Source organism: Mucilaginibacter sp. A3364 (genome assembly GCF_059690715.1).
On the sequence record NZ_JCAWED010000002.1, the window covers coordinates 244,194 to 261,769 of the forward strand.

The following is a 17,576-nucleotide window of genomic DNA, read 5'->3' on the forward strand; positions in this document are numbered from 1 at the left end:
TCTCGACCAACGGGAGAGATCTATACACACGCTATTAACCAGGGCGACCTGCCTATGTATAGATTTCTCGCTCTCGCTCGAAATGACATGGTGGGTTTTGTTATTGCTTATTCAAAAACTCCAACAACTTCTCAACCGCTATGGCACGATGACTGATGGCATTTTTTTGCGTCATGGTCATTTCGGCAAAGGTGATATCATAACCATTTGGTTGAAATATCGGGTCGTAACCAAAACCTGCGGTGCCGCTTTTTTCCTGGCGGATAGTCCCTTCTACCGTTCCTTCAAAAAAGTGTTCTTCGCCGTTCCATAACAGCGATATTACCGTACGGAAACGAGCCTTACGATTGTCCACACCTTCCAATCCGCTTAAAATCTTGTCGATGTTGGCCGCATGATTACCGTGCTCACCCGCATATCGGGCAGAGTATACCCCCGGCTCTCCGTTCAGCGCGTCAACCTCAAGGCCGCTATCATCGCCAAAGCAGTTTAAATGGTATTTATTGTAGATGTAATGACTTTTGATGGATGCGTTAGCATTAAACGTGGTACCCGTTTCTTCAATATCATCATGGCAGTTGATATCATTCAGGCTTAATATTTGGATACTGCCGTTAATTTTGGCGGCTACTTCTTCCAGCTTGTGGGCGTTATTGGTGGCAAATACTAATTGCTGCATATTATAAATTCTTCATCTGCTCCCAAAAAGCCTTTTTATTCTCGTTACTGCTCATCATCTCCCCAAAACTAAAGCTGTATAGCGCCCCACTACCATTGCCTTGTCGCAATTGGTTAAATGGCAATTTCATGTTTACAGGCATTGCTTCGGCGCCCAGCACCAGCAATTTAATGGGTTTAAACTCGGCTTTCAGCGCAGGCATATCCACATCGCCTTTACCGGCCATGTTAAATATGGCTACATCGTCAATAAGCAGGTCTTTGCGTTTTAGTATATTCTCTAACGCAGCCAGGTGATCGGCAGCTATAAACTGCTCGTTAGCATAATGGGTTAAAATGAGCACCTGCTTTTTATTTCCACCTAAATAATTAAACGTGTTTTGAGGCGTTTGTGCCGTAGGTTGGGCTGCAACGGTTGGTTTCGCAACTGGCGGCGGCGAGAAGACGGGCGTTTGTGCCACAGGCTGCTCTGCTTCGGGTTGTTGTATAGAAACTGTTGGTGTAACCATCGGTTCTGATACCAATTCTTCGACCGCCGGCGTTTGCACCATCACAGCCTCACTAGTTTTTGCTGGCGCGATGGCTTTATCAGCCGGTAATAAAAAAATATCATCCTGCATTATAAAACGTAATGCGGCTGGGTTTTCAACGTTCACTTTAACAAATTTTAACCAAAAATAGTTAAAGTGTTTGATGCTTTATTGGCATATTCGCATAATTATAAAACCGTAACAGTTAATTGACTAAAGGCGTGCTTTATAATTCATAAATTTTACCGAGATTCGGAAGTTTTTTACGGCCTTTTTTGGCTGGCTATTTAGATATAATACATGAGAAAGTTTGGGTTAGTAGTATTAAGTTTTGTTTTGTTTACCACTATGGCCAGCGCGCAGAAACGCGTGTTGGACAAAATTGCCGCTATTGTTGGCGCTAATATCATTTTACAGTCTGACATTGAGTTGCAATATTCCCTATATCTATCAAATGGAAACCCACCCAACCCCAATGTAAAATGCCAGATACTGCAAAACCTGATATCGCAGAAGCTGTTAACGCAGCAAGCCGTTATTGACAGTATCGAGGTTAAAGAAGACGAGGTTGATAGCGAGGTTGACCGCCGTATGCGCCGTATGACGCAACAAGCCGGCGGGCAAGACAGGTTGGAGCAATATCTTGGCCGATCATTACTACAATACAAAGAAGAGGTGCGTGGCGATATAAAAGAAGGTATGATAGCCGAGCGTATGCGCGGCAAGATCACCGAAAAACTAAACACCACCCCGCAGGACGTTAGAAAATATTTTGACGCCATGCCAAAAGATAGCTTACCAACCTTTAACAAAGAAGTTGAGGTAGGTGAAATTGCTTTTGAACCTAAATTAACCAAAGAGGAAAAAGAATTTGCCCGCGAAAAAGCGCAAGGCTTACTTGACCGTGTTAAAGCAGGCGAAGATTTTGCAACCTTGGCTATCGCTTATTCAATGGATCCGGGCTCGGCATCACAAGGTGGCGATTATGGTTTTATTGACCGTAATACCTTTGTGAAAGAATTTACCGCATGGTCGTTCAAATTAAAAGCCGGCGAATTATCACCTGTGTTTGAAACCGAATATGGTTTCCACTTTTTACAGGTTTTAGAGCGTCGCGGCGAAAATGCCCACGTAAGGCACATTCTGATCACCCCTACTATTACCGAGGATGCGATGAATCGTGCTAAATTGAAAGCTGACACGGTTTATAACCTGCTGCAAAAAAATAAAAATGTAGACTACTTTGCTTCGGCTGCATCAGTGTACTCGGACGATAAAGAAAGTAAATTTAACGGCGGTATGCTGTTAAACCCTGATAACGTTGAAACCCGTACAACTTACATCCCTACAGATAGGCTTGACCCACAAATTGCCGTGGTAATTGATACCATGAAGGCAGGTGGCGTATCAAAACCTGTACTGTTTAAATCGCCGAATGGCAAAACCAGCTATCGTTTATTTTACTTAAAATCGGTGATAGACGCGCACAAAGCCAACCTGCAACAAGATTTGCCGAAGCTGAAAAACGCTGCCACCAATTTTAAAACTCAACGCGTAATGAGCGAGTGGTTTGAGAAAAAAAGAAAAGAGAACTACATTAAAATAGACCCGGCTTATCAAGTATGCCCGGTTATAAAAGATTGGTCCACCAACAAAACAACCTCCACACAATTAAATAACTAAACTCATGCAACATAGCACCGATGTACAAGCCGCTGACGCTTTAAAGCAAGCCTATCAACAAATACGCTCAGAAATTGGCAAGGTGATCATCGGGCAGGATGAGGTAGTTAAGTTTGTGCTGATATCCATTTTCAGCAATGGCCATTGCTTATTGGTGGGTGTACCGGGTCTGGCCAAAACTTTATTGGTACAAACGGTATCGCAGGTATTGGACCTGGATTTTAATCGCATACAGTTCACTCCCGATCTGATGCCGTCAGACATTATTGGTGCAGAGATATTGGGCGAAGACCGCAACTTTAAATTTATACCAGGCCCGGTGTTTTCAAACATTATCCTGGCCGACGAGATAAACCGTACACCGCCCAAAACACAGGCTGCCTTACTGGAAGCCATGCAGGAAAAATCGGTTACGGCGGCAGGTGTTACCCACAAATTAGCCCAACCGTTTTTTGTACTGGCTACCCAAAACCCAATTGAGCAGGAAGGTACTTACCCATTGCCAGAAGCGCAGTTAGACCGCTTTATGTTTAAAGTGTCGCTTAACTACCCGTCATTCCAGGAAGAGTTACAGGTGGTACGAAATACTACCGGCACCGGCAGCCAAAAGGTAGACAAGGTATTAAACGCCGAGCAGATCATTGCTTTCCAACAACTGGTGCGCAATATCCCGGTTGCTGATAACGTACTTGAATATGCCGTTAAACTGGTAGCCAAAACCCGCCCGGATGGCGAGTTTGCACCTGCACAGGTAAAACGCCTACTAAACTGGGGCGCAGGCCCAAGGGCATCGCAATACCTGATATTAGGCGCCAAATGCCACGCGGTGATCAACGGCAAATACTCGCCTGATATTGAAGACGTACAGGCCGTAGCAAAACCCATACTAAGCCACCGCGTAGTACGCAGCTACCACGCCGAAGCGGAAGGTTTATCTACGGATGATATTATTGAGCAACTTTTTTAGTCATTGGTCATTAGTCATTGTTTGACAGTAGTATAAAAATAGAAAAGGCTTACCATTTTGGTAAGCCTTTTCCTTTATCTATCAAACGTTAGTCCTAATGACCAATGACTTAATGACCAATGACTAGTTTTCAATAGCCGAGAACACTTCTAAAAGGATATTCCATTTGTGGGTTGAATCAAGTTCCCAAATGCGTACATAATTGTAGTTGCTAACAATAGCACCTTTTTTAATGCGGGCTTTACCATACGTATAAGCCAGGTCATTACTGGTAGCGCGACCGCCGTTAACAGTTTCGGCAGTAATGCTGATGCCCTGGTTGTTAACAAACTTCATGATCTTATCTGATCCGGTGATAGGCTCAAAACCCGGGAAATAGTAACGGGCTTCGGGGCTTAAAAACTCTTTGTAGGATGCCAATGCCGATTTGCTGAACATTACATTCAAAGTTTTATCTGTGCTAAGGATCAGGTTTTTTCCGCTGAAAGGATCTTTACTTGCTGAAACTTTTTTGGTGCCTGACGGATCTTTAAAATCGCTTACCTCTTCGCTTTCAGGCTCCGGGTGTTGTATGCCCAGGTCGATCAGTAATTTTAGCTTATTATCAGCATCCGCGCGCCAAAGCGATACGTAGTGGCCGAATACTTTATCGTCATCCTTTTTGCCGTTTTGGTAAACGTACGGGCCTGCAGTAAAAGCCAGGTCGCCATTGGTTGATATACGGGCAAACTTAGGCTGCCATTGCAGGTTACCCGGTTGCTTATCTATCTTACCATAAAAATCAGTGATCTTTACGGCCAAAGGTTTAAATACGATGCCTTCTGCATCGGCTACGCTTAAAAACGCGTCTTTAATGCCTTTTTTAGCAACCAGTTTGTTAAAGCTGTCTTCGGCTTCAACTACGGTACTAACTTTGGCTACTTGTGCTTGTGCAAAAACGGCCGTGGTGTAGCCAACAAAAAGAGCAGCTGCAAGGAATATTTTTTTCATGCTAAATGTTTATGGGGTCAAAATATTTGTGATATGCTAAGCAAGTAAATTAAATTTTACCTGTCAGGTATTAGTTTAACGTTTTTTCTTCAATTAAATTTTACTCCAGTTGGTGCCTTCTTTGCTATCCTTTAACTGGAAGCCTATTTTTTGCAGGCCATCCCGTATTTTATCAGATGTAGCGTAATCTTTATTCACTTTGGCTTCGTTACGCAGGTCGACTACCAGGTTCATTACTTTAGGCAGGTCGTCATTAGCTGCCTGTTCGTTTTTTAAACCCAACACATCAAACACAAAAGTGTTCATCATGTTTTTTAAAACTTCCAAATTATTCGCGTCTATCTTCAGCTTACCGTCATGTACCGAGTTGATGATACGTGCAGCTTCAAACAGTTCGGCAATTAAAACGGGGCTGTTAAAATCGTCGTTCATGGCTACATGGCATTTATCAACCAACGCAGCAATATCCACATCACTGGTAGCTGATGCTTTTAAACCATCCAACAAGCTCATGGCATTCATCAGGCGCTTAAACCCTTTTTCTGATGCGTCCATGGCTTCATTACCAAAGTCAAGCGTGCTGCGGTAGTGTGCCTGCATCATAAAGAAACGCACCGTCATGGGACTATAGCCTTTATCCAATATGGTATTATCGCCTGATATCAGCTCATGCGGTAAAAAGCTGTTGCCTAATGATTTTGACATTTTTTGCCCGTTTACTGTCAGCATATTGGTATGTAACCAATAGCGCGCGGGACCTTTATGGTAGCAGGCTACATTCTGCGCAATCTCGTTGGTATGATGCGTTGGCGCAAGGTCCATACCACCGCCGTGGATATCAAACTGTTCGCCCAGGTATTTGTGGCTCATGGCCGAGCACTCCAAATGCCAGCCCGGAAAACCCATCCCCCATGGCGAAGGCCACTGCATCAGGTGCTCGGGTTTGGCTTTTATCCATAGGGCAAAATCAAGCTTGCCGCGTTTTTCGTCCTGGCCGCCCAGGGTGCGGGTATTGTTTAGCAGGTCCTCCAGTTTACGGCCGTTCAGTATGCCGTAATCTTCGGTCTGGCTGTATTTTTCTACGTCGAAATATATCGAGCCATTTACTTCGTAAGCGTAGCCATTAGCCATTATTTGCTTAACCAGTTCAATCTGCTCAATAATGTGGCCGGTTGCGGTAGGTTCAATACTTGGCGGCAGATTGTTAAATATGCCCATCACTTCGTGGAAACCAACGGTGTATTTTTGTACAATTTCCATCGGCTCCAACTGGGCCAGCTTAGCTTTTTTTGAAATTTTGTCCTCTCCCTCATCACCCGCCTCGCCTTCCAGGTGACCGGCATCGGTAATATTGCGCACGTAGCGAACCTTGTAGCCCAGGTGAGTTAAATAACGAAAGATCAGATCGAACGACATATAGGTACGGGTATTACCCATATGCGCGTCGCTATATACGGTAGGGCCGCAAACATACATGCCTACGTGAGGCGCGTTAAGCGGCTTAAACTCTTCTTTTTTGCGTGTTAAAGTATTGTAAACAAACAAATTTTGCTTCATGATGGCAAACTTACGATTTTTTAGATTTGAAGCTAGTCATAACTCGATTACTTACATTGTGCTGATTCACTTCAATTGCAGGCTGACACATACCGGGTAATGATCTGATAATTTCTTTTTTGCGATGTTATAGCTCAGCACATCAAAAACAGGACTGGCCATAATAAAATCGATCTGGTAATTCGGGAAATCGCCGTTATAGGTACGCCCCAAGCCCAGGCCTTTTTCACGGAACGCATTTTTCAAGCCTTTACCTATCTGGTTAACCGCGAAGGATGACGGGGTATCATTAAAATCGCCCGAAAGGATAAAAGGATAGGGGCATTGTTTGGTATGCTCTTTAACTTTGATCACCTGCGCGGCCCGCTTTATAAAGGCTAGTTTTAGCTTACCGCCCACACGGCGTGTAGCCTTCATATCGGCACTGGCAATGCTGCTTACGCTATCCAGGTATTTGTAATCTTTTTCTTTAAAGTTTATCGACTGGAAATGCGTGTTATATACCCTGAATATGCGCCCGTTTTTCTTTACGTCAACGTATAAACACTGGTTCTCGCTGCGATGCACATCCGACAGTTTAATTACGCCTGTAGCAACGATGGGCCAGCGCGAAAAGATAGCCATACCGGTAAGGTCGGTCCTGTTTCCGTTAAATTGCTCAAAGTAACCGTAGCCATTCCCCAGGATATTTTTGATAGAATCTATCATGGCATACTGCCCCACGCGACGGGTATAAAACTCCTGTATGTTCACAATATCCGGATGCTCGCTTTGTATCAGCGCAAGCATATCATGCCGGGTTGTAGTTTCCTTTTCGCCGCCATAACGTTTAAAGTTGTGCACATTGTAGGTAAGCAGGCGCACGGTGGTAGAGTCGGCAGGGGCATTTCCGCCAGAAAAACAGAAACCAATGTTGTTTAAAAACACATTCCACCCAATCAAAATAGTAATTACCGGCAACAACACCCATTTACTTTTACGCAACAGCCAGTAAACCACCATTAATAAAGTGGCAAACAGTACCGGCGGGTAAGCCAGGCCAAAAAAAGCAACTACCCAAAACTTTCGCGGATCGGTAAACGGGGCCAGGTAACCAATAAGCAAAGCAAGGCACAGGCCGCAATTAACTAGTAAAAGCAGTTTATCAAACCAGTTGAGCGTACTTTTACTTTTCTTCATTTTTGCTGGCGCGAAAAAGGATCTCTTTCTCCTGTTTACTCAGGTTATCGTATCCGCTTTGCGATATTTTATCCAAAATGCTATCCACTTCGTCCTGCGCGGGTTTTGATGCTGTGGTAGTTTTTGAACGGGTGTTATTATAATTATTTGATGCTACTTTTAGCTTGGGTTTACGCTTAAATAAACCTGTAATTCCTGCTATCCAGTCGTTACCATTTTGTAGTTGTTTAACATAAACAAAGCCTAACAGCGCGCCTCCCAAATGGGCTATTTCGCCCCCGGCATTTGAACCTGTAGCTCCCAGTAAACTTAACAGCACATAAAACAAGGCTATCCATTTTAGCCGTATGCTTAGCATACCAAACAATAAGATGGTATAATTTGGAACTATGGTAGCAGCAGCTACAGTAATAGCAAACACGCTTCCTGATGCTCCTACTGTTGTTGCTAATATTGAACTTTCATTGTTCGTGAAAAAGGGCAAAAAATTATAACAAATAACAAAAAGCACAGCACCGGCAACCCCACCAAGCAAATAAACCCCTATGGTTCTTTTCTTCCCTAAAAAATCTTCAAAAATGCTTCCCATCCAGTACAGCCACAACATATTGAAGAGGATATGCATAATATTAGCATGCATAAACATATAAGTCACGGGCGTCCAAAACCTGGTCAATAGTTTGGGCAAATAAGCGGGTAGCGCTAAAAATTCATCGGCATAGCTAACAATGGCGCTCGAACCAGTAAATAGCTTAACAAAAACCGCCGACAGGTTAATCAGCAAAAAAACAAAAACGTTGATGCCAATAAGCAACCAAAGCTTACTGTCCGACTTGAATACTTTATACTGTATATTTTGCCAAACCGTCATTTCTGTAGATAGGTATAATGTTTAGTTATAATAGTTTTTAGGCCCCTGCAAACGCCATAGTTTTACTAAAACAAAACCCAGCACCGCGCCACCAAGGTGAGCAAAGTGGGCCACGTCATCACCTTCAAACTGGCCCAAACCTACAACTAGCTCAAATATCACGTAAAAAGGCATAATGTATTTGGCCTTTACCGGTACGGGGATGAACATGATCATCAATTCGGCATTGGGGTATATCATGCCAAAAGCTATCAGCAAACCAAATATAGCGCCCGATGCGCCTACCATTGACGAGAAATAGATGCCGGCTAATTTACGCCCCTCATCAAGCGGAATGGTGCTTAAGGTGTATTCGATATTAGGTGTGGTAAAACTTCCCAATATGGCATGCACTTCAACAGCTTGCACTAACATTTGCAAAGCAATACCGCCAAAACCACAGATAAAGTAAAACAGTACAAACCTTTTCGAACTCATATAATACTCCAACACCGTACCAAATGAGTATAAAGCGAACATGTTAAATATGATGTGCATCCACCCACCATGAAAAAACATATAGCTTATGGGCTGCCATGGTTTAAACCAGGGCGAATCAAAATAATGTGCAGATGCCAATTGGTAAATATTGTCTGACATAGCTTTGTTAAACAACAAAAACGGCAGGAAACAAATAACATTAATGATCAACAGGTTTTTTACAACCGGCGGTATATTGGCTAATGGCGACTGCATAGGTATTCTAAAAAAATATATTCAGGCCGGGGGGTTACTTTTCAAAACGCTCCAGCAATTCGTTCATGGTAAAGGTACTAATTACGGGCTTGCCATTCAATGCTATATTAGGCATCTGGCAGGCAAAAAGCTGATCTGTCAGCATATTCATTTCTTCCAGCGATAAACGGGTACCTGCTTTAATAGCCGCATTGCGTGCTAATGAGCGGGCCAGGTTATCGCGCTTATCTAACTTTAATATAGCCAGGTTGTTTTTAAAACCCTCTAATAAATGCTCCAATAACTCGTGCTCGCTTGCATTTCCCAAATCGGCCGGGATGCCTTCAACCACTACCGTGTTTTTGCCAAACTCGCGAATGTCAAAACCCAGCGCGCGGATATCAGGCAGTAACTCTCTCAATAACTCAAAATCGGCCCCGTTTAGTGTAAGCGACTGCGGGAATAAACTTTGCTGGCTTACACCCGAGTGGTTTTGCAGCTGCTGCAAAAAGCGTTCGTACAAAATACGCTCATGCGCAGCCTGTTGGTTGATCAGCATAAAGCCCGATTTAATGGGCGACATAATGAAGCGGTTATGGATCTGGAAAAACTGGCGTTCGCTGCTTTTGCTTACCTCCTGCTCGTCAATCGAAATCAGTTTTTCGGTATGGATCTCGGGTTGTACGTCTTCTTGCTTTTTCGCTATCTCGTACAGCGTATCCCAGTTGCGCGGTATGGGTGAACTATGCGCATTACTATCGCGTGCATAAGCCGGCGCAGGGCCCGCTGATGAGCGTTGCTGGCTCTCGGCATTAGCAAAGGGATTAAAATCCGGGTTAAACTGTATCACCGGCGCCACTATCTGTTCAAATGGTTTTTGGGTGATGAGGTGCTCGATGCTGTTCTCCTGGTCAAAATCCAACGTTGGGGTAATGTTATACTTACCCAATGAACGTTTTACCGCCGAACGGATGATGGCATATATCGATTTCTCGTCCTGGTATTTTATTTCCGTTTTTGTGGGATGTACGTTGATATCGATCTTGGATGGATCTATCTCAATAAACAACACATACAGCGGGTAAGTATCATCTGGCAATAACTCTTCAAAAGCTGTTAGCACCGCATGATTGAGGTAAGCGTCTTTTATAAAACGATTATTGACGAAGAAAAACTGTTCGCCACGGGTTTTGCGGGCAAACTCGGGCTTGCCAACAAAGCCATGTAGCTTGATGATGGTGGTATCTTCTTCCACAGGCACCAAACGCTGATTATAATTATTACCAAACAGGTGAACGATGCGTTGTTTTAAAGCTCCGGCAGGCAAATGGTAAACCTCCTGCCCGTCATGATGCAGCGTAAAAAATATATGCGGATGCGCCAGCGCCACACGCTGAAACTCGTCAATAATATGACGCATCTCCACCGGGTTACTTTTTAAAAAGTTGCGGCGGGCCGGTATGTTATAGAAAAGGTTTTTTATGGAGATAGAAGTACCCGCGGTGCCCGAGCAGGGTTCCTGTTTGATCACTTCCGATCCTTCAATCAATACCATTGAACCCAACTCATCTTCGTGGCGACGGGTTTTTAACTCAACTTGCGCTATAGCGGCAATGGATGCCATGGCCTCGCCACGGAAACCCATGGTGCGTATGGCAAACAGGTCCTCGGCCTTTTTAATTTTTGAGGTAGCATGGCGCTCAAAGCACATGCGCGCGTCTGTACCGCTCATGCCGCAGCCGTTATCAATAACCTGTATCAGGCTTTTGCCGGCATCTTTAACAATCAGTTGTATCTTATCTGCCCCTGCATCTATCGCGTTCTCTACCAGCTCCTTTACTGCCGATGCCGGTCGTTGTACCACCTCGCCGGCAGCGATCTGGTTAGCAACGGAATCGGGTAAAAGCTGAATAATATCTGACATGTATAAAATTTCCTTCCTTGCCTAAAAAGGCTGATAGATTTTGTGCGCTAAATTAGTTATTTGATTGCATAACTTTACGGTATACCCGCCTATAGTTGCACACATTACGTATGAATAACATAACTTCCTCCTCTAAAGATTTTGTTAAAATAGCAGAAATATTAAGGTTGATAAAAGGGCTAACAGATGCTGAAACAGATGTTATTTGGAGTCATTATAAAACGGTTCAGGATTTTATAGATGATCTGGATTTGAAAATTGATAAACTTAACTTAAACGACTATGAAGTTTTAGACGATCTGCATTTGCTATTTCTGCCAACAGGAAGTTTCCAGGAAATTTCGATGTCAAACGGTTGGGGCCATGAATTTTTAACATATGCAAAACAGTTTGATAAGCTGTATGCCAAACTTAAAGCCAGGTAAGGCTTTTAAACAGTAATCAACATCTAGCCCTTCATTTTTAATTTACGGCCAACTTTATTAATTCACACTTGTATATACATATATTTACTGCTACGCATCACACCTATGAAGAAATTATGGCCTATACTGCTGCTGGCCCTGGCAGCCTGTAAGCAAAAAGAATATAATGCCGATCTGCTGGTTAAAAACGCCGTGGTTTACACGGTTGATAGCGCCTTTACCATTGCCGAAGGTTTTGTAGTAAAGGGCGGTAAAGTTATTGCCGTAGGCGATGTGGTTGACCTGGAAGATAAATACCTGGCCCGCGAAGTTTTAGATGCCGGCGGCAAAGCCATATATCCGGGCTTTATTGATGCCCACGCTCATTTTTATGAATACGGACTGGGCCTGCAACAGGTAGACCTGAAGGCTATAAAAAGTTGGGCCGCCACGGTGGATACCGTTAAAAAGTTTGCTGATGCCAACCCCGACGGATGGATCATCGGCAACGGCTGGGACCAAAACCTGTGGGGCAAAAAATTTCCGGATAAAGCGAAGCTGGATTCCTTGTTCCCGGTGCGCCCGGTCTTACTGTCGCGGATTGACGGGCACGCGGCCATTGCTAACCAGGCCGCTTTGGATATTGCGGGCATAAAACCGGATCAGAAAATTACGGGCGGCGAAATTGAGACCATTAAAGGCCAACTTACCGGCATTTTGGTTGACAACGCGGTAGGCATCGTCACCCGCAAAATACCACCTCCAACAGATGAAATGACGCAGCACGCTTTGCTGCAGGCTCAGCAAAAATGCTTTGAGGTAGGTTTAACCACTATAGATGATTGCGGCTTGCCATATACCCTTATAAGCACCATTGCGGCGCTGCAACAAAAAGGTTCTTTGAAAATGCGCCTTTATTTAATGCTGGCAGATAGGAAAGAAAACTACGATCACCTTTTCGCCCACGGCGCCTACAAAACCCCGCGCTTAAACGTAAGCGCGTTTAAGGTTTATGCTGATGGTGCACTAGGATCAAGAGGTGCGTGTTTGCTGGCGCCTTATGCGGATCAGAAAGATTGGAAAGGTTTTCTGTTGAGCAGTCAGCAACATTTACAGGAGATAGCCACTTTACTGGCGGATAAAAAATTCCAGATGTGTACCCATGCCATCGGCGATTCGGCCAATCGCGTAATGCTGAATATTTATGGCAATGTTTTGAAAGGTAAAAACGATCGTCGCTGGCGCATTGAGCACGCGCAGGTGGTATCACCCGATGACGTGCATTTGTTTGGCGATAATAATATCATCCCATCGGTGCAGCCCACACACGCTACCTCGGATATGTATTGGGCGGGTAAACGTTTAGGCGATGAGCGTTTAAAATCGGCCTACGCCTACAAACAACTGATGCAACAGAACGGTTGGATCCCACTGGGTACAGACTTCCCGGTTGAGCACATTGACCCGATACTTACCTTTTACGCTGCCACCATACGCAAAGATGTGAAAGGCTTCCCGGAAAAGGGCTTCCAAACAGAAAATGTCCTCACCCGCACAGAAGCATTAAAAGGTATGACCATTTGGGCCGCAAAAGCTAACTTTGAAGAAAAAGAAAAAGGCAGCATTGAGCCCGGAAAATATGCCGATTTTGTGATATTGGATAACGATATGATGAAAGCCAAAGCCAACGAGTTGCCAACCATAAAAACCATCAAAACCTTTATAAACGGAGAAAAAGTATATGACAAAAAATAAGCGCGGATGCTTATCCATATTCCTGTTAGCGTTCACCCTATTCAATTCTGCTTGCGCGCAAAACCCTCCGTATACCGGCAAAGCGTATGTTGCCGAGGAAAAACTGGTACAAACATCAACCGTACTGCTTAATAATGAAAAATACCTGGTGCCCATCCGCGATCTGGCTGATGCCAGCGTGGCAAGCATCCATTTCTCTAACGTATACGCCCTGCCCTTTGATAGCCTGCTAAGTAAATACACCAAAGTACGCAGCTTTAATGGTGCCGATTATATGGGGGTTAAAACACTGGCCAATCTATCGGACGATATTAAGTTTTACAACACTATTGTTGTGCAACTTAACGAGGTGGATGTAAATAACCAGCAGATCATCAACTTCATCATCAACCACCAAAATATAAAAAAACTGGTGATAGCCTTTTTTGGCGCGGGTAAAGGCCTGGCTAATTTAAATGAAGTTTCGGCACCTATATTATTAACCGAAAGGGTAAACCCGGTATCGGCACAATTTGCCGCGCAGGCCATATTTGGCGGGGTGCCAATCACCCAAAAGTTAAATAGCACAATTACGCAGAAGTTCCGTTTCGGCATGGGCTTTTTAACTGAGAAAACTCGTCTACAATACACCGTACCCGAAGACGCCGGCGTAAACAGCGACAACCTGCAGGATATTGACAAAATAGCCCGCGAAGCCATTGCCCAGCGCGCCACCCCCGGCTGCGTAGTTTTAGTAGCCAAGGATGGCAAGGTGATATTTAACAAATCCTATGGTTTTCATACCTACGATGCAGAGCGCCAAACCAGGATCGACGATATTTTCGATATCGCTTCCATGACCAAAATATCCGCCACCACCATACAATCCATGCGTTTGTACGAGCAGGGCGAATTAAACCTTAACGCCACCCTGAGCCAGTACCTGGCCGCAACCCGCAACACTAATAAAAAGGATCTCAGTATCCGCGAGATACTCACCCACGAGGCCGGCCTGATACCCGATATCCAAACCTTCCAAAAAGTAAAACCGGCCGATCATAGTGGTGATTCATCTGCCGCCTACCCTACCAAGGTTAACGACGGCTATTTTTTGCGCAAAGATTACTACAAGGATGTGATGTGGCCCGATGTACTTAACTCAGCCCTCAAAACCCGCGGCCAATATGTGTATAGTGATGTGGGGTTGATATTAATGCAAACAGTAAACGAGACCATTACCTCTCAGCCTATCAACACCTACGTACAACAGCAATTTTACAACCCGCTGGGTTTGCAAACTGCGGGCTTCCTGCCACTGTACCGCTTCAGCCGCGACCGCATCCCGCCATCAGAAACAGATGATGTGTACCGCCACGCCACCCTCGACGGTTTTGTGAACGACCCTACCGCCGCGCTAATGGGCGGTGTTGCCGGCCATGCCGGGGTATTTGCCAATGCCAATGATGTGGCCATACTTTACCAAATGCTATTGAACAAAGGCACATACGGCGGCGACGAATATTTTAAACCGGAAACGGTTGAGCTGTTCAGCACCAAACAATCGGCCAATAGTCGTCGTGGCCTGGGCTTTGACCGCTGGGACCCAATAGCCGAACGCAAATACCCATCAGAACTCGCATCGCCGGATACTTACGGCCACACGGGCTTTACTGGCACCTGCGTTTGGGTTGATCCAAAATCTAATCTGGTTTATATATTTTTATCCAACCGTACTTTTCCCAATGTAAGCAGCAAGCTAAGTAGCCTCAACATACGGCCAAGGATACAGGATGTGGTTTATAAAGCGATAGCCAAGGGATTATAGTATTTGGTTAAATTCTAGTCGTTCCCCGTCAGGCCCAAGGATATTGAAATACTTGCAGCCATTGGCCCAAAATTGTAAGAACACCGGCTCGGGTTCGACTATGGTAAAACCACCTTTTTTTATGGCAGCGTAAGCTTCGTCAATGTCCGGCATGTCGAAAGCAACGTGATCAATATGACCATCGCGGCGTGCGGCAATTTGGCTAAGGTCTGCGTCGGGGAGTTGGTAGAGTTCTATTACCATATCATCGCGTTTCATCATGATACAGGTTCCCTGCGCGCCGTTGTGGGTAAAGGGCGCTTCCATCACATTTACAAAACCCAGCTTACTGTAAAACAGCGCCGAGTTTATAATATTAGTTACCGGTATGCCAATATGCTGAATGGCGCTGATGTTTAACTTGATTGCACTTTCCATATCCTAAAGCTATAACTAAATAACGACAAAAGCCGTGCCCATGGTTTGCCGTCTTCACATTAATATTACAAATGGCAAACACTAATTCCGTAAATTGCTGTTAAACTTGCAGCATAATTCAAACACGCACTCTCTGAATGAAAATCGGAATAGTTTGTTACCCAACCTTTGGCGGAAGCGGGGTTGTTGCCACCGAGCTGGGCAAAGCCCTTGCTGATAACGGTCACCAGGTACATTTCATCACGTACAACCAGCCTGCCCGGTTAGACTTCTTTTCGGAGAACCTTTTTTACCACGAGGTTTCGGTTTCTAAATACCCGCTTTTTGATTATCCGCCCTACGAGCTTGCCCTAGCCAGCCGACTGGTGGACGTGGTGCGCTTTGAGAAACTGGACGTGCTGCATGTGCACTATGCCATACCCCACGCTTCGGCAGCATTTATGGCGAAGCAGATTTTGGCCACCTATGGCATACACATCCCGGTGGTTACCACCCTGCACGGTACAGACATTACCCTTGTGGGTAAAGACCGCACCTATAAACCGGTGGTTACGTTTTCCATCAATCAGTCTGACGGCGTTACGGCGGTTTCTGAAAACCTGCGCAAGGACACTTTCGAGTTTTTCGAGATCGAGAACGATATCCGCGTGATACCCAACTTTATCGACCTTAAGCGTTTTAACCTGAAGGCCAAAGATCATTTCAAGAAAGCCATTGCCCCATCGGGCGAAAAAATATTGGTACACACCTCCAACTTCCGCAAGGTAAAACGTACCGAAGACGTGATCCGCATTTTTGCCAAGATCCGCAAAAAAATACCATCAAAACTGCTTATGGTGGGCGACGGCGGCGAACGCTCCGACTGCGAACAACTGTGCCGCGACCTGGGCGTGTGCGACGATGCCCGCTTCCTGGGTAAGCAAGACGCCATTGAAGAAATCCTCTCCGTGGCCGACCTGTTCATCATGCCATCGCAAAGCGAGAGTTTTGGTTTGGCGGCGCTGGAAGCCATGGCCTGCAAAGTGCCGGTCATCAGCAGTAATGCCGGCGGTTTGCCTGAACTTAATTTGGACGGCGTAACCGGCTTTTTAAAAGACGTGGGCGACGTAAAAGGCATGGCCGAAGCCGCCATTTACATGCTCGAGGATGAGGCCCGCCTGGCCACCTTCAAAGAGAACGCCCTGGCCCGCGCCAAAGAGTTCGACCTGGAAAAAATATTGCCGATTTACGAAAGCTACTACACCGAGGTAATCGAACGCTCAAAACAGGGCGCAGTGTAGCGCCGTATGCGTAGCACGCTACACTGCTACACCAGGCGTAGCAGCGCTACAGCACTTGTTATCAGGTGGTTGATTTTTTTGGTGGCGGTGTTTTGTCAGTAGTGGTTGCTACACCGGGATTCGTTATTTTTTCACAACACATTTGCTCCTGTTCGCCTTCTGAAATTGGGGTTCCTGTCGCTTTTAGAGGCCCTTCACGCACGTGGCTTGCCCCGCTCATTTGCCGCGGTGGCTGTTACTTTTGTCATAGCCACAAAAGTAACCCAAAAGGCCTAGTCGGCCCCTAGGCTTTTTTGCGCACAGGGCCTCTGCGCTGCAAAGCGGGCAGAAGCACGGGCTGCATTATTGGCTGCCGCTTCGCACGCTCTTGGCCGTCGCACACGCCAACAACGCTATGCCCTTCCCATCGCACCGCCCGACGCCTTCTGCCCGCTTTCGCCTGAAGCTTGGGGCCGACGTTCCGTTGCTTCCCGAAATCCCGGAAAATAATGAGAGTTAAAAAAAAATCTTGTAAGTGTCCCAAATGCAAGGGGCTGTCCCGAAACCGTTGGCCGAGGGAGCTTCGGGTAAAGCGGGCAGAAGAAGCTGGCCATGCGCGCGGGAAGGGCATAGCGTTTTTGGCCCAAGTGCGTAATAGCCAAGCGTGCAGGCGGGCCAATAATGCAGCCCGTGCTTCTGCCCGCTGCGCGATGTGGCCAATGTGCGCAGAAGCCTTTCGGCCAACTAGGCATTTTTGGATACTTTTGTTGCTATGACAAAAGTATCTGGGCTCCGCGCCCAAGAGCGGGGCGAGGTACGTGCGTAAAGGGCCTCACCAAGCGAT

General features: G+C 45.5%; 15 protein-coding genes. 6 read left to right on the top strand and 9 right to left on the bottom strand.

Annotation, left to right across the window (positions count from 1 at the left end; all coding sequences use genetic code 11):
• Positions 1-100: 100 nt before the first annotated feature.
• Both AC59JT_RS13665 and AC59JT_RS13670 read right to left on the bottom strand, forming a co-directional pair.
• Positions 101-679 carry a non-canonical purine NTP diphosphatase gene (locus tag AC59JT_RS13665; protein WP_497399808.1) on the bottom strand — a complete coding sequence of 193 codons (579 nt, stop codon included), beginning with the start codon at positions 677-679 and terminating at the stop codon, positions 101-103.
• 1 nt (position 680) lies between these two features.
• Entirely contained in the window at positions 681-1,334 is a 654-nt protein-coding gene (locus AC59JT_RS13670; protein ID WP_497399810.1) for a hypothetical protein, read from the bottom strand.
• A gap of 174 nt (positions 1,335-1,508) precedes the next feature.
• Here AC59JT_RS13670 and AC59JT_RS13675 point away from each other — a divergent pair, with 174 nt between their 5' ends.
• Together AC59JT_RS13675 and AC59JT_RS13680 are read left to right on the top strand one after the other, a co-directional pair.
• A complete protein-coding gene (locus tag AC59JT_RS13675) occupies positions 1,509-2,891 on the top strand; it encodes a peptidylprolyl isomerase (RefSeq protein ID WP_497399812.1) in 1,383 nt (460 codons plus the stop codon).
• 4 nt (positions 2,892-2,895) lie between these two features.
• Positions 2,896-3,858, top strand: coding sequence for an AAA family ATPase (locus AC59JT_RS13680; RefSeq protein ID WP_497399813.1), 963 nt, complete (start codon positions 2,896-2,898; stop codon positions 3,856-3,858).
• A 123-nt stretch (positions 3,859-3,981) separates the two neighbouring features.
• Here AC59JT_RS13680 and AC59JT_RS13685 read toward each other — a convergent pair whose 3' ends face one another.
• The 6 genes from AC59JT_RS13685 to mutL form a co-directional block, all read right to left on the bottom strand.
• On the bottom strand, positions 3,982-4,848 hold the full coding sequence (locus AC59JT_RS13685) for a hypothetical protein (RefSeq protein ID WP_497399815.1): 867 nt from the start codon (positions 4,846-4,848) through the stop codon (positions 3,982-3,984).
• 93 nt (positions 4,849-4,941) lie between these two features.
• Complete coding sequence (gene cysS / locus AC59JT_RS13690; protein WP_497399817.1) at positions 4,942-6,405, bottom strand: cysteine--tRNA ligase; 1,464 nt, start codon at positions 6,403-6,405, stop codon at positions 4,942-4,944.
• Positions 6,406-6,471: 66 nt separating this feature from the next.
• Positions 6,472-7,584 carry an endonuclease/exonuclease/phosphatase family protein gene (locus tag AC59JT_RS13695; protein ID WP_497399819.1) on the bottom strand — a complete coding sequence of 371 codons (1,113 nt, stop codon included), beginning with the start codon at positions 7,582-7,584 and terminating at the stop codon, positions 6,472-6,474.
• Positions 7,571-8,455, bottom strand: coding sequence for a rhomboid family intramembrane serine protease (locus AC59JT_RS13700; protein WP_497399821.1), 885 nt, complete (start codon positions 8,453-8,455; stop codon positions 7,571-7,573). The genes AC59JT_RS13695 and AC59JT_RS13700 overlap by 14 nt, the downstream gene beginning before the upstream one ends.
• A 21-nt stretch (positions 8,456-8,476) precedes the next feature.
• Positions 8,477-9,190 carry a rhomboid family intramembrane serine protease gene (locus tag AC59JT_RS13705; RefSeq protein WP_497399823.1) on the bottom strand — a complete coding sequence of 238 codons (714 nt, stop codon included), beginning with the start codon at positions 9,188-9,190 and terminating at the stop codon, positions 8,477-8,479.
• A 34-nt stretch (positions 9,191-9,224) separates the two neighbouring features.
• Positions 9,225-11,093 (bottom strand): DNA mismatch repair endonuclease MutL, encoded by a 1,869-nt coding sequence (gene mutL / locus AC59JT_RS13710; protein ID WP_497399825.1) that lies wholly within the window; start codon positions 11,091-11,093, stop codon positions 9,225-9,227.
• Positions 11,094-11,203: 110 nt separating this feature from the next.
• Between mutL and AC59JT_RS13715 the strand changes: the two genes are divergently transcribed.
• The 3 genes from AC59JT_RS13715 to AC59JT_RS13725 all read left to right on the top strand — a co-directional run bounded on the left by AC59JT_RS13715 (position 11,204) and on the right by AC59JT_RS13725 (position 15,056).
• Complete coding sequence (locus AC59JT_RS13715; protein WP_497399827.1) at positions 11,204-11,518, top strand: hypothetical protein; 315 nt, start codon at positions 11,204-11,206, stop codon at positions 11,516-11,518.
• 105 nt (positions 11,519-11,623) lie between these two features.
• Complete coding sequence (locus AC59JT_RS13720) at positions 11,624-13,252, top strand: amidohydrolase (protein ID WP_497399829.1); 1,629 nt, start codon at positions 11,624-11,626, stop codon at positions 13,250-13,252.
• Positions 13,239-15,056 carry a serine hydrolase domain-containing protein gene (locus AC59JT_RS13725; protein ID WP_497399831.1) on the top strand — a complete coding sequence of 606 codons (1,818 nt, stop codon included), beginning with the start codon at positions 13,239-13,241 and terminating at the stop codon, positions 15,054-15,056. Before AC59JT_RS13720 ends, AC59JT_RS13725 begins: the two co-directional genes overlap by 14 nt.
• Here the strand turns inward: AC59JT_RS13725 and AC59JT_RS13730 are convergent.
• Complete coding sequence (locus AC59JT_RS13730; RefSeq protein ID WP_497399833.1) at positions 15,051-15,473, bottom strand: VOC family protein; 423 nt, start codon at positions 15,471-15,473, stop codon at positions 15,051-15,053. The genes AC59JT_RS13725 and AC59JT_RS13730 overlap by 6 nt on opposite strands.
• A 137-nt stretch (positions 15,474-15,610) precedes the next feature.
• Here AC59JT_RS13730 and bshA point away from each other — a divergent pair, with 137 nt between their 5' ends.
• Positions 15,611-16,753 carry an N-acetyl-alpha-D-glucosaminyl L-malate synthase BshA gene (bshA, locus tag AC59JT_RS13735; RefSeq protein WP_497399835.1) on the top strand — a complete coding sequence of 381 codons (1,143 nt, stop codon included), beginning with the start codon at positions 15,611-15,613 and terminating at the stop codon, positions 16,751-16,753.
• The last annotated feature ends 823 nt before the right edge of the window (positions 16,754-17,576 follow it).